14 protein-coding genes are annotated in these 13,408 nt (G+C 66.7%); all 14 read left to right on the top strand.

All coding sequences use genetic code 11. The features are described 5' to 3' along the window. Positions 1-197 precede the first annotated feature (197 nt). Complete coding sequence (locus tag ACRX5S_RS28740) at positions 198-1,160, top strand: P22 phage major capsid protein family protein (RefSeq protein ID WP_436776042.1); 963 nt, start codon at positions 198-200, stop codon at positions 1,158-1,160. A gap of 2 nt (positions 1,161-1,162) precedes the next feature. Further along, positions 1,163-1,720, top strand: coding sequence for a phage gp6-like head-tail connector protein (locus tag ACRX5S_RS28745; RefSeq protein ID WP_436776043.1), 558 nt, complete (start codon positions 1,163-1,165; stop codon positions 1,718-1,720). Continuing rightward, complete coding sequence (locus ACRX5S_RS28750; protein ID WP_436776044.1) at positions 1,717-2,046, top strand: hypothetical protein; 330 nt, start codon at positions 1,717-1,719, stop codon at positions 2,044-2,046. Before ACRX5S_RS28745 ends, ACRX5S_RS28750 begins: the two co-directional genes overlap by 4 nt. Continuing rightward, positions 2,039-2,377 (top strand): hypothetical protein, encoded by a 339-nt coding sequence (locus tag ACRX5S_RS28755; RefSeq protein ID WP_436776045.1) that lies wholly within the window; start codon positions 2,039-2,041, stop codon positions 2,375-2,377. Before ACRX5S_RS28750 ends, ACRX5S_RS28755 begins: the two co-directional genes overlap by 8 nt. Continuing rightward, on the top strand, positions 2,367-2,756 hold the full coding sequence (locus tag ACRX5S_RS28760; RefSeq protein WP_436776046.1) for a hypothetical protein: 390 nt from the start codon (positions 2,367-2,369) through the stop codon (positions 2,754-2,756). Before ACRX5S_RS28755 ends, ACRX5S_RS28760 begins: the two co-directional genes overlap by 11 nt. 7 nt (positions 2,757-2,763) lie before the next feature. Continuing rightward, the gene (locus ACRX5S_RS28765; protein WP_436776047.1) at positions 2,764-3,621 is read left to right on the top strand and encodes a hypothetical protein; all 858 of its coding nucleotides are present in this window, start codon (positions 2,764-2,766) and stop codon (positions 3,619-3,621) included. A gap of 61 nt (positions 3,622-3,682) precedes the next feature. After that, entirely contained in the window at positions 3,683-3,997 is a 315-nt protein-coding gene (locus tag ACRX5S_RS28770) for a hypothetical protein (RefSeq protein ID WP_436776048.1), read from the top strand. A 53-nt stretch (positions 3,998-4,050) separates the two neighbouring features. Further along, entirely contained in the window at positions 4,051-4,395 is a 345-nt protein-coding gene (locus ACRX5S_RS28775) for a hypothetical protein (protein WP_436776049.1), read from the top strand. A gap of 28 nt (positions 4,396-4,423) precedes the next feature. Beyond that, a complete protein-coding gene (locus ACRX5S_RS28780) occupies positions 4,424-8,974 on the top strand; it encodes a tape measure protein (protein WP_436776050.1) in 4,551 nt (1,516 codons plus the stop codon). Positions 8,975-8,979: 5 nt separating this feature from the next. Then, positions 8,980-9,939 carry a hypothetical protein gene (locus tag ACRX5S_RS28785; RefSeq protein ID WP_436776051.1) on the top strand — a complete coding sequence of 320 codons (960 nt, stop codon included), beginning with the start codon at positions 8,980-8,982 and terminating at the stop codon, positions 9,937-9,939. Between the two features lie 12 nt (positions 9,940-9,951). Beyond that, complete coding sequence (locus ACRX5S_RS28790; RefSeq protein ID WP_436776052.1) at positions 9,952-11,166, top strand: Gp37-like protein; 1,215 nt, start codon at positions 9,952-9,954, stop codon at positions 11,164-11,166. A gap of 3 nt (positions 11,167-11,169) precedes the next feature. Continuing rightward, a complete protein-coding gene (locus ACRX5S_RS28795) occupies positions 11,170-12,207 on the top strand; it encodes a hypothetical protein (protein ID WP_436776053.1) in 1,038 nt (345 codons plus the stop codon). A gap of 3 nt (positions 12,208-12,210) precedes the next feature. Next, positions 12,211-12,477: a hypothetical protein gene (locus tag ACRX5S_RS28800; protein ID WP_436776054.1), complete on the top strand. Its 267-nt coding sequence runs from the start codon at positions 12,211-12,213 to the stop codon at positions 12,475-12,477. 40 nt (positions 12,478-12,517) lie between these two features. Then, positions 12,518-13,399: a peptidoglycan-binding protein gene (locus tag ACRX5S_RS28805; RefSeq protein WP_436776055.1), complete on the top strand. Its 882-nt coding sequence runs from the start codon at positions 12,518-12,520 to the stop codon at positions 13,397-13,399. Positions 13,400-13,408 lie beyond the last annotated feature (9 nt).

The following is a 13,408-nucleotide window of genomic DNA, read 5'->3' on the forward strand; positions in this document are numbered from 1 at the left end:
TTGGTCCGGGCGGGCAGCACCGGACCAACCGCAGCCAACGGTTTGCAAGTCCGGGGCAACCCCAGGGCGCAGCAGACCACTTGACGCGATACGGCTGAGTATCGGGTCTGCTGTGCTCGCGCCGTCATCGTACAACCCGTGTCTCCCGTGAGTTGGACGACCGGGCCACAACTTCATAGAGGGACCCACAACTCAACATGGTTCACGCGTTCAATCTCGATCAGAAGCAGGTCGTAGTCGCGGCGCTTGGTCTCCTGGAGCAGGAGATCGTTCTGCCGGGCGTCTGCTACCGCGATTCGGCGTTCGACTTCACCGGCGGCTACCGCGACACGATCAACGTGAAGAGGCCCGCCAGGGGGACCCCCACCGAGGACATCGGCTACCGGGGGGCGGAGAAGCCGACCCCGGGCCGCAACATCAAGTACAACGACATCACCGAGACCACCATGCCGGTGAAGTTGGACCTGTACCCGGGCAACGGCGTCAAGGTCACCGACGAGCAGGCCGCGATGGACATCGCGAACTTCGGTTCGCAGGTCCTGAGGCCGCAGGTTCGCGGCATGGCCGAGTACTTCGAGAAGAAGATCGCCGCGCAGATCAACACGGACTTCGTTCCCGCAAAAGGCGTCAAGGAGATCTCTGCGCAGCTCGCCGCGGACTCGACCGGTTCGGCGCGCGCGGTGCGTGAGGCGATCATCGACGCCCGCGCGGACATGAACAAGAACGGGGTGCCGGCCAACGGCAGGTTCTTGCTGGCGGGGCCGACCGCTGAGGCCATCCTGCTGAAGGACCCGGATTTCGTTGCCGCGGACTTCAGCGGCAGCACGTCCGCGCTGCGGGAGGCCGTGATCGGTCGTCTCGGCGGTTTCGACATCGTTGTGAGCAACGAAATCGAAAACGTCACCAGCGGTGCCGTGATCTTCGCGATGCATCAGACCGCGATGATCCTCGCGACCAGGGCCCCCGTGGTTCCGCGTGGTGTGCCGTTCGGTGCCGGTCAGTCGGTCGCAGGTATCGCGGCCCGCTGGATCATGGACTACGACCCGGACATGCTTCAGGACCGCTCCATCATCTCGACCTTCGCGGGCCTGAAGGCCACCGTTGAGGACGACGGCAAGATCAAGCGGGCCGTTCGCATCAAGCTCCTGCCGAAGGCGTGAGCGTGGCGGCCCTGGCTACGGTCGCCGACATCGCGGTACGCCTGGGCCGCCCTCTCGCAGATGAGGAGGCGGCCCGCGTTCAGGCTCTCCTCGATGACGTGTCCGCCCTCATCCGGGGGCACTGCGGCATTGACTTCGGCGAGCACCTGGACCAGGCCGTGAAGCTCACATCCCGAGTCGGGATCGCCCTCGATCTGCCGTCCTCGATGCGGCCCCTGCACGGGGTGTCCCGCGTCCTGGTCGACGGAGAGGAAGTCACCGACTGGTGGGCGGATGGCCTGGCCCTGTATCGCCGTCGCGGATGGCGGCGTGACGGCCAACAAGTCGACGTCACCGCGTCATGGGGATACCGCGAAACACCAGCGGACGTGACTGCGATCTGTGCGGCCGAGGCCATGCGGCTGATCGCCCTGTCCCCTGGCGTCTACTCGGAACGCGTCGGGGATCTTGAAGTCACCTACGCGGGGGGCGGGGCGACCGGCGAACTCTCCGCCCAGGTACGGCGAAGCTTGACCCGCTATCGGCCACGCATGGCATCGGTGGCGGTGCAACGCACATGACGCTGATGACGGATCGCATCGAGTTGTGGCGGGCCCCGCTGGTCGACGGCCCCCTGTCCCGGCATCGGGATTGGGGGGCTGCTGTACGGATTGCCGCTGTCCTGGGATCCGTTCAGCCGGACACGGCAGCGAGGACGCAGGTCGTCAACGAGTCCTCACCCATGGTCGGCCGGGCCTATCTCCCGGCCTACATGGCTGTGCGGCAAGGGGACCGTATTCGCTGCGGGTCCGACTGGTACGAGGTGATCGAGAACCCCGAGGAATGGCGCGTAGGCAGTCGCGCCCATGTCCGGACCGTGGTCCAGGAGGTGGCCGACGATGGCTGACCTGGTGATTCACTGGGACCCGGATCTTGAGCAAAAGCTGTCGCGGCTGCCTGGCGTTTCGCCGTTGGTCACGGCTGCTGCTCAACGTGTCGGCGGCCGGGCGATGCAGCTCGCGAACCGAGCTGAGGACCGCCGCGCTGGAGCCTATGCGCGGAGCCTGCACATCCGCCACGGCATGGATTCGTCCGGCCGCTGGGCTGCCGTCGTGGCGACGCGTCACGCGGTCGTTCTTGAGTACGGGTGGACGCACTACCGAACCGGCAAGTCCTACCGGGGCAAGAAGATCCTGACGCGCGCACTGCGGGAATCACAGGTGTCCGGTGCTGACTGAACCCACCCCGCTGGTAGCCGAGTTCATGATTGAACACGCGGGTCCCGGCGTCTACGTGTCCGGTGACTGGATCGGCAGGCCGGAAGGCAAATCGGCGGTCATCGTTGACTTCGACGGCGGATACCGCGTTGTCCGCGATCGGATGGACCGCGCGGAGTTCGTCATCCACGTGTACGCGGCCACCCGCGAAGCCGCATCCGCTCTGGCGTTTCGTCTGCGCGATGCCGCCTTGTCGAGCCTGCCGGCTCACGTCGCTCACGGCGTCCAGGTCGCCGACGCCGAAGAACTGATGATGCCGACGCCGACCCCGGACGAGCTGTCACGGGAGTCGCGCTACACCTTCGCTTTCGCGATCTACCTGTTCGAGACAACTGCATAGGGACACAGTGGCTTTCAACAACACCGCCGCAATCCGCTTCGCGCCGCGTGGTCAGATGTACGTGGCCTCGCTCGCGTCGAACCCCGTCTTCCCCACCAATCCGACAGCGGACCTCGGTCCGGAGTGGCTCGCTCTGGGTTACGCCTCTTCGGATGGCGTCGAACTGACGCCCGCGATCGAGACGCAGGCCCTTGAGGCTTGGCAGTCCGCGACCCCGGTCATGCACACCGTCACCGCGGCCTCGCTCCAGGTCAAGGCGACGCTCTTGCAGACCGACCCGGCGACCACCTCTCTCTACTTCGGTGCGGAATGGGAGAAGGTCACCGACGCCCAAGGCCAGGAGGTTCCCGGGGTCTTCCGGCTGCCGATCGCGTCGAATCCAACCCTCGCCGAACTGGCGATGATTGTGCAGTGGGGCGACGCCAAGGTCTCCAACATGCTCGTGATTCCGCGAGGAATGGTGTCCTCGCGCGACGCGCTCAAGCTGGTCCGTGCCGACGCGCAGTCGCTCGGCGTGACGTATGACGCCCTCGATTCTTCCGGCGTGCTTGGCTACGTGCTGTCGAACGATCCGCAGATGGCGCCGACGACGCCGATCGTCCTTCCGACGCTGGCGGTCGCTCCTACCTCGGTGGCGAAGGGCGGCACGGCGAGCCTCACCGGATCGAACTGGGGCAGCGGTACGGCTCCCACGGTTGCCGTGACCGGCCCGAGCACGACGAAGGTGACCGTGGGAACCGTGACGCTCACCAGCGGCGCAATTTCCGCGACTGTGACCGTGGCGGCCGACGCGCCGACCGGCACCTACACGATTCAGGCGACGGGCACCGCGGGGACGAAGTCCGTGACCCTCGCCGTGACCTGATCCGCCGACGTACCTCCTCCGCCTCACCGTTCAACAACTGAATACCGGGAGACCGCTCCGCATGGGTAAGAAGAAGAACAACCGCACCCGCAGCACCGCGCCGAAGCGGCCGACGAATCCCGTCGAGGCGGAGGCAGCCGACGAGGGCATCGAATTCGGTTTCCGGGGTGTGCAGTTCCGCACCCTCCCGGCGCTCGACATGTCCGTTGACATCCTGGACGCTGCGGACTCCGGCAACGGACTGACGGCCGTACGGCTCATGCTCGGCGACGAGGAATGGAACCGCTTCCGCGAACTGCGGCCGACGCTCCGCGACCTGGCCGAGTTCGCCGAGGCACTGGCCTCCGCCTCGGGCCTGGGCAGCCAGGGAAACTGACGGCCGCCGCTCGCGCCTGGCATCGGTTTCCCCACGAACTCGAAGCCGACCTCTTGCAGTTCTTCGACGTGGATGTACTGGATGTCCCGCGCGGGCGCGTCTCCATCCGCCGCCTGGTCGTGCTCGTCGCGCGATTGCTGCGCATGCCTGGCCGATCCGCTCTAGCCGAAGCCATGCACCCGGCCAACGCGTGGACTGCGACGGACTATCTGACAGCCGAGCTGATCGACCGTATGGAACTGGCGAACTGGCTGACGCTGCGCGTCAACTCCGAAGAGTCACGGCGCATCGATCCGCCAGAACGGTTTCCGCGCCCAGGCGTCGAACCGGCCGAACCGGAAACTGAGTTCGCGTCGGCGGCCGAGGTTCACAGCTTTTTGCAGCAGCTCACGGGTTGAGCAGCACACACAACTGAATAGGAGTTCTATGGCCACGGCCGGAGGTTCGGGAGGCGGGGCCTCCGGCCGGGGCGCAGTCTCCGGCGTCCGCGTAGGTGTCGGCTACGTCGAGATCCGCCCCAAGGTCATCAAGGCCGATTTCACCAAGCTCAAATCCGGGCTGTCCACCGACATGCGGGGCCTGGGCGAGGCCATGGGCAACGCCATCGGCAGGAGCCTGGCCTCCGCCCTGGAAACTTCTATCAACCGCGCGTTGACCTCTGTGCGGACTCGGGCCGCTGAGGCTGGACGGAACGCCGGCCGACAGGCCGGGGCGGAGTTCGCCCGTGCGTTCAGCCGCGAAGTCACCGCCATCGAAAGGAATTTGGGCCGCCTCGCGACCCGTTTGGAAGGGGTCGCCTCCCGCTCCGCGCGGGTCTTCTCGCGTGCCTACGGTCAGCAAGTCGGCGGCGCCATCCAAAGCCTGGGCCGCGTTGCCGAACGCGTCCATGAACGGGTTGGCAACTCTGCCGAGGCCGCTGCCGGACGGGTCGGCGGCTCCTTCCGACTGCAATACACCCGGGCCGGTGCGGCTGCGATCAGCGCGGGCAACCTCGCCCGCGACGCCCACCAGCAGACACGCGACGCCTCGGCCGCCGCGACTCGCGGAATCCTCGCCGACCACGCCCAGGTCACCCAATCCGCGCGCCTGCAAAGCAGGCTGACGCGACAGGCTTGGGTGCAAGGCCACGCCAGTGCGGGCCGCACCGCTGGACGCCTTCTTACTACGCACCTCACTGCGGCCTACCGCCAGGTCACCGCGTCCGCGCGGCAGACCGGCACCACCGTGGGCCAGTCGATTGGCCAGGGCGCCACCACGGGGACCCGGGCCGCCGCCCCGCAGGTCACCGGCGCCGTCCAGACCTCGATCGTTCGGCCGATTGCTCTCGGGCTCGCGTCTGTCGGCCAGACCATTGCCCAGGATCTTGGGCGCGTCCTGCGGCCACGCCTGGCCAGTCTCGGCACGCAGCTCGGTACGCAGGCCGCCCGCCCGTTTCGGGCGGCGTGGTCCTCGACGCTCACGCGGGAACTGCTGGGCGATCTGCGGATCTTCGCGTCAGCAGCTCAGGCCACCATCACCGGCCCCATCGTGGCCGGGTTCGCCGCGATTCGCAGCCACCCCAGCGTGCGCGGAGTCGTCGGCGACATCCGCCGGATCGGCTCGGCGGCGGCCAGCGTCGGAGCCGGGATCGCCGCCCCATTCACCTCCGCGTTCACCCGTGTCCGAACCGCCGCCACGGGCCTTCTGGCGCCATTGGTCACCGCGGTTCGGGGGCACGTCACCACCGCCGCCGGATACATCACCGGCACTCTGATTCCCACCTTCGGCCTCGCCCGGACATTCGCGACGACCAGCAGCGCGGCGGCCGGAACGGCGATCTCCACGCACATCGGCGCGGGCAGTCGGGCCGCTGCCGCATCCACCACCGCCATGGCGGCCACCGCCGCACGGGCCGGTCAGTCGGTTTCCCAAACCGCGAGTCGCACGGCGGACACCTATCAGCGGTCCCTGTCGTCGGCATTCGGTTACGTCGGCAATGCGCTGACGTCCGAACTGCACCGGATCGCGAACACAGCGACAACGACGGGGCAGATCCTCACCAACACACTCACGATGCCGTTTGTCCGCGCGACAGAGGCCGCCGTGAAAATGGGCGCCACCATGGGCGACGAACTGGTCTCCCTGCAAAAGCGGATGCTGTCCATGGGGATCGCGACCAGCCAATCCGGCGCCGCGATCGAGGAGTTGAACGATTTCGCGGCCAAGACGCCGTACACGTTCCAGGACATGGCGAATGCCATGCCGAAACTCCTCGACTCCGGAATGGGGTTGGAGAAGTCCAAGAAGCTGCTCATGCAGTTCTCGGACTACGCCGCATCGGTGGGTGTGACGAATGCGGCGAAGTACGGCCGTGCCTTGAAGGGTTTGACCGACGTCATCACCATGGGCGTCGTCAAAACCCAGGACATGAACCAGATGTCCCAAAACGGCGTCAACGCGTGGCAGGCGCTCGCGGACAAGATGGGAATGTCCATCGGCGAGCTTCGCCAGAAACTCGCCAAAGGCGAGCAGATCAGCGCGAACACGCTGATCGAGGCACTGCAACCGAAGTTCGACCGCGCCGCCGGAGCGGCTGTCACCGCGTCGTCCACCATTACGGGCGCCTGGGACAACATGAAGGAGAAGCTTCGGCAGACCTTCGCCGAGATGTTCGTGGCGATGAACTCGCAAGGTGAGTACGTCTATACGCCGCTCGGCAAGCAGTTTCAAAAGCTGATCGGGCAGGTCGATCACCTCGCTGAGTTGTCGCTGCCGCTGTTCATTTCCGCACTCGCCAAGATGGTTCCGATCGCGGAAGCCGTGTTCACGGTCGCGGACAAGGCCCTGACCTGGCTGCGAGACGCGCCGGGCTGGGTGAAGGACGCCGTCACCGGTCTGACGTTCCTCGGGCCGGTGCTGATGGCGGTCGGTGTGGCCACGAAGTTTTTCGCCGGTGCGCTCGGCCTGATCGTGGCGAATCCGTTCGTTGCGGTGATCCTTGCCATCGGTGCCGCCCTCGTCATCGCATACCGCAACTCGGAGGAATTTCGCGAGTTCACGGGCAAGGCGTGGAACGGTGTGAAAGACGTCGCGTCGACGACGTGGAATCGGTACCTGAAGCCGACCTATGACGGCGTGGCGGGTTGGTGGAGCGAATCCGGTCGACCGGCGGTTGCCGAAATGTGGTCCGACACCAAGGACGCATGGAACCGCACCTCGGACGCCGTCGAGTCCGCGTGGACGAACCGGATCCGACCGCGTTTCGCCGAGTTCTCCGATTGGTGGGCGAAGTCCGGCCGTCCCGGCGTGGCCGAGATGGGCCCGTGGATCGCCGGCCAATGGGGAGGCATGTCCGACGCGGTTTCCACCGCGTGGACGGGGCACATCCGCCCGGCCTACGACGGCATTCACGACTACACCGTCAACAAGGTCGCACCGGCGGTTGCGGCCCTGTGGAACACGTGGGTTCAGCCGGTCGTCAACGCTGTCATCCCCACGGTCGAGGCGTTGTGGCTGAAGGTCCTTCAGCCCACGTTCTCGGCGCTCACGACGCTGCTGACGACGGTTGTCGTTCCTGCGCTCGAACTGCTGTGGTCGGTCACGGTCACCGTGTTCGGCGCGATCGGCGCCGTGGTTTCCACAGCCTGGGGACAAGCAATATGGCCGACCCTCAAGGCCATCGGGGATTTCCTCGGCGAGCACGTCATCCCGATCCTGGAAGATCTCTGGGCGAAGTTCTGGACGGTCTTCACCTGGATCGGCGACGTCGTCACCGTTACTTGGCAAAAGGTGATCGCCCCGGCCCTTGACGCCCTGGTCGCAGTCCTCGGGTTCGTGGTGGCCGCGCTGCGAGTGCTGTGGGAAATCGCGCAGCCCATTCTCGCGCTGCTCGGCTGGGCCGTCTCGGTCATGTGGTCGCTAAGCGTCAAGCCCGCCCTTGAGGCGCTGTGGTGGTTCCTACGTGACATCCTCGGACCGGCCCTCACCTGGCTGTACCGGGACATCGTGGAACCGGTGATGTCCGGGATCGGCTCCGCGATCTCGTGGGCCTGGACCTGGGTCATCTCCCCGGCCCTGTCGGGCCTCGGCGCAGCCATCGGCCTGGTCGGCGCCGCGTTCACCTCCGCGAAGGACGTGATCGGCGAAGCCTGGGACAAGATCAAGGAAAAGGTCGCCTCGCCGGTTCGTGCAACCGTCCAGTGGATCAACGACAAGCTGATCGGCCCGGAAAACGGGAGCGGCGGCGGGATCAACAAGTTCCTGAACTGGATCGGCGTTTCCGTTCCGACCATTCCCGGGTTCGCCCAGGGCGGGATCGTGCCGGGCTACGCCCCTGGCAAGGACCAGGTGCCGGCGATGCTCGCGCCCGGCGAAGGGGTTTTGCGCCCCGAGGTCGTGCGCTGGCTCGGGTCCGCTCGAATCCTCGCGTGGAACGCAGCCGCAGCAGCGGGGCGAGGCATCCAGAAGTTCGGTCTCGGCGGCATCGTCGGTGACGTCTGGGACGGCGCCACCGATGTGGTGGGCGATGTCATCGACGAAATCGAGGACTTGACGCGCAAGGGCGTCAAGAAGATGGTCGAACCGCTGGTGCGGGGGATCTCCGGCAAAGCCGAATCCTGGGCGCGGGGGGCCGGTTTCTCCCCGTGGGGGGTCACCGTGGCCACCGCTCCCCTGCGTTGGGCTGTGAACCCGATTCTCGACTGGGTCGGGGGCAAGGACAGCAGCCAAGGAGCTGCGAGCGTCGCCGCGTCCAACGCACCGCAGTACGCCAACGGCGGCCTTGTGACATCACCTACCTGGGCGATGGTCGGCGAGGAGGGCCCCGAACTGGTTCTTCCCCTGAACCGCCCCCAGCGCATGGCCGAGCTGCTGCGCGAGGCCGGACTGATCAGCCGTGGCGGCCACACCGTCAACATGTACGCCGCTCCCGACACCCCCACCGAGAAGCAGCTCCTTAACGCGCTGCGGTTCGCGGACATGGTGTACGGCTCGGCATGACCTGAATGGAGATGACCATGCCCGCACCAGGAGCGGGCGGCCCTTCGGCAGGCCGGGCCCAGGTTGTGATGACGGGCGCGGATGGATCCGTATGGAATCTGTCCGCGCCCGTGTCCGGCCAAGCCGCGGGGGTGTTCCTGCAACCCGGCGCGACCGGTCTGGACATGCCGCCGCCCGACATCGCCACTGAGGACTACGCCCTCCTGGACGGCGGAGCCGTCAACCGGATCAGATACGCGACACGGAGCATGGCCTTCGCTGTCGCCGTGAAGGGGCCTACTCGTGAAGCGTTCATGCAGATCCGCCGTGGCCTGCGGCGTGCCCTGGATCCGCAACGCGGGCGAGTGACCATCAGCGTTACCGAGCCGGACGGCAGCGAACGGCACTGCACTGCCGTATACACAGGCGGGTTCGAGGGTGACGAAGCTCGGGATTCCGCTGGTCGGACTTGGGCCCGCACCGGTGTTCAGCTCATGGCTCCCGATCCGTTCTGGTACGGCAGCGAACGGCGCATGCGGTTCGGCATGGTGCCTGGGACGCCGTTCCTGACGCATCTCGACGGCGGCACCCCGACACCGTTCCTTCCGCTGCGGATCAGTCCTTCGCTCCTGCTGGGCGGCCAGAACATCGACTCCGGTTCCGAAGCGGACACCTGGCCAATCTGGCGGTTCGTCGGCCCCTTCGGTGCGGCCATGCGCCTGGCCAACCTGACCTCCGGCCGCACGATGACGGTGAATGCGATGGTCGGCCCCGGCGAGGTACTGGAGATCGATACCCGTCCCGGCCGCAAACGCGTCGAGCTGATCCCGGTCTCCGGGGTGCCCGTCAACGCCTGGCCTTCGGTGGAGTCCGCCGACCTGTGGCCACTGACCGGCGGCGTCAACCTGATCGACGTCTCCGCCGACGGAGCAGATCCGCAATCAAGCATCGAAGTCACCTTCATACCCAGGTATTTGGGCCATTGACCTTGGAGGATCATGGGACGGCTGCGCATCGTTGCGCACGGGCCCGACCGCCGTCCGATCGGCGAAATCGACTCGTACCGCAACGCGAACGTCATCCTCCGGGCTTCCCGCGTGTCGTCCTGGACGATCACTATTCGCGCTGACGACCCGAACGCCCGGCTCCTGGCCCCCGGGCACCGCGTGACGATCTGGATGGAAGGCGTGGCCCGGCCGCTCCTCACCGGACCGGCGGAGGCGTTCCAGGTCTCGCTCGGGCAGGAGACCACCGACGCCGGAACCCTGGTGGCTCAAGGAGTCTGCGACACAGCAGTACTGAAACGCGCCGTAGTCTTTCCCGACCCCACCCGCGACATCAACGCCCAGGCCGTCACCAAATTCGTTCGGGACAACGTGCAGGCGGGCGCCCTCATCGCCGAACTGATCAAGTACAACGTCGGGCCCTACGCGCTCGCCCCCCGAAGGCATCCCAATCTTGTCGTCGGGCCTGACAGCACGACCGAGATGGGTGCGCCGGTCAGCCGGACGTTCCGATTCGGGAGCCTTTATGACGCGGTGACTTCCGTCGCCGACGAGGGCGGCCTGTCCTTTCGCCTGGTGCAGGATCCCGACCTGCCGCGTCCGGTCGTCGGGCGTGATCCGTACTCGTTCGTGCTCGACATGTGGCCGTCGCGGGACCGCTCGCCGTATGTGCGGTTTTCCCGCGACATCGGCAACCTGACCTCCGCTCAATACTCGTTCTCGTCGCCCAAGGCAACGCACGTAATCGTCGCCAGCAAGGGCACCGACGGAAACACCGGTCGCTACTACCACACCGCCGACTACCCGGCCGGACCGGAATGGGGCCGGCGCGTGGAGCGGTACGCCGAACGCGACGACGTCGATCCGCCCGCCGTTCCGAACTCCGGAGACGCGAACTACCGCCTATTGCGTGCTGCTTCACGCGAGGAGTTCGAGGAGAACCGTGGAGGCGGATACCTGAGCGTGACGCCGATCGACACGGAACAGATCCGGTTCGGCCGCGACTACTGGCCGGGCGACCGCGTGTCGTGCTCCATCAACGGCCTAGACGTCGTGGACGTGGTCCGCGAGGTCACCATCTCTGACACCGCCGAAGGGTTCGAGATCTCACCGACCATCGGCGGCCAGGACGCCACTGAAACCCCCGACCTGTATGTGCAGGTCCGCAAGCTCTGGACCGCCCTCGGCCGCGCCAAGGGCTGGAGGTGACAAGTGCCCGAATTTTCATACCCGTTCGCCACATCCCAGGTTCGCGCCGAGGAATGGCAATACCTCACATCCCCCCACGCCGTGGATGGCGTCCTCCTGGGCGCAGACGGCGAGACACCGACGGGACTGCAAGTCGACGGTTCGATTGGCACCCTGCTGCTGACTGTGTCCCCCGGCAGGGCAGCAATCCGCGGCTTCCACTACCAACTCACCGAGACGGTGACGCTTAACGTCCCCGCCGTCCCCGCGTCGAACCTCAGGTTCGATCGCATCGTCGTGCGCCTCGAACGCGACCTTGGGCGCATCAGCGTGCAGTTGAAGGTGGGCGTCCTGGGCAACTACTTTCAACCGCCCGCGCTTGCCACCGGCCAGGGCAACGTCTGGGAGATCAGTCTCGGATTCATCGGCGTCGACCCCAGCGGCATCATGACCCAGGGCGGGCTCACCCGTGATCGGATCTTCGTCGGTCCCAGTGCCGAACTGTCCCACGCTGAGTATCCATATTCGCTGCGCGCGCGGGGACGGCTGGTCTTCGACCGGCGATTCGGACTCACAAAGCCTGTCCTCAGCTCGGTCGACAAGCTGGACCCGCTGGACGTTCAGAACAGCGTGGCCGTGGTGGCCGACCTGGGCCCACTCCACAAGTTCACGCCCAAGGTCAACGGCGCGTCACCGGCCGGCCTCACCGCCTCATGCCAGTGGCGACTGGTCGCTAAGGACGTGGTTCACGTCTCGTACAACCTCTTCTTCGCCCAGGCATGGACCGGGTCCGTCTCTCCGGAGGCACCCATCTCACCGCTTGCCACGAGCACTCTCCCGCAAGTCACCCACGGATTCATGTGGACGTCGACGAACGCAAAGCTGCGACCCGCAGCGTTGTTCTGGGACGGCGGCGACCCTGACGCCTACGTGGCCCCGTCCGCGACCAATACGGAACTCGCCCCGTTCACCAATCCGCCCGCGGGTACGTACCTGGCCTTCACCGGCACGTACATCGTGGATCCCGTGTGGGTTGACAGCGCTTTCAGGGCGCGGGGCTGACACATGGACCTGATCAATCTCGTCTTCGGCGCCATCGCCGGAGTCTCCATCCTCGCCGCCCTGATCGCCGTCCTGATGGTCGCGCGCGTCGCGTCTCGCGCCCAGGCCGCCGAGATCTGGCAGGGCGAAGCGGAAGCCTGGCAGGCCCGCGCCGAACGACTCGCCGACGAACTGGCCCAGATCAAAGACCGGTTGACCGCGCTGGAAGAGGAGAACCGCCGCCTTGTCGCGGTGATCTCCCGTCTGTCCCCGGACAACGGGACGCCCTGAACCACGATCCACCGCTCAACAACTGAATAGAGGAACGAACTTGGCGACGCCGCTCACCGCTGCCCAGATGTACGCCGCCCTCCTGGCCGAGGGGGTGAACATCGTTGCTCGGCCCGGCTGGGAGACCCACAACCGCAACCACAAGGGGGCTTGGGGTCCCGTCCATGGAATCGTCATCCACCACACGGCCGGTGTCGGATCGGGCCTGGCCGACTACTGCTCGCGCGGATCCTCGGACCTGCCTGGCCCTGTATGCCACGGGTTCGCGGCGAAGGACGCCAGGACCCATCTGATCGGTCACGGCCGCACCAACCACGCGGGATCCGGGTCCGCTGCGATCCTCGACCGGGTCATCGCTGAGTCCGGCGGGCCGTTCCGCCCTGGCCCGGATGAAGTGGACGGCAACAGCCGTATGTATGGCCTCGAAATCGAAAACCGCGGCGATGGTCGCGACCCGTACCCGGCCGCGCAGTACGACCAGGCCGTCAGGTGGGCCGCAGCGATCTGCCGCGCCCACGGCTGGACCGCTCAGTCCGTGATCGGTCACGGCGAATGGACCCGCCGCAAGGTCGATCCGTCGTTCCCCATGGACCAGTTCCGCCGAGACGTCGCAGCACGGCTGAACAGTTCGCCGGCCCCCAAGCCGCCTACCCCGCCGAAGCCGTCGCCGTCCGTCCTGGAACCCTTCCCCGGCGCGACGTTCTTCCGGGTCGGCCGACGCTCCCAGATCATCACCGAGATGGGGCGCCGCCTCGTCGCCGAAGGCTGCGGACGCTACAAGTCCGGCCCGGGGCCGGAATGGACCGAGGCCGACCGCCAGTCGTACGCAGCCTTTCAGCGGAAGCTCGGCTACAGCGGGGCCGATGCGGACGGCTACCCCGGGCCGACATCGTGGGCGAAGCTCCGCATTCCCAAGACCTGACCACCCACA

It is taken from the genome of Yinghuangia sp. YIM S09857, assembly GCF_051388915.1.
In the GTDB taxonomy this organism is placed as follows: Bacteria; Actinomycetota; Actinomycetes; order Streptomycetales; family Streptomycetaceae; genus Yinghuangia.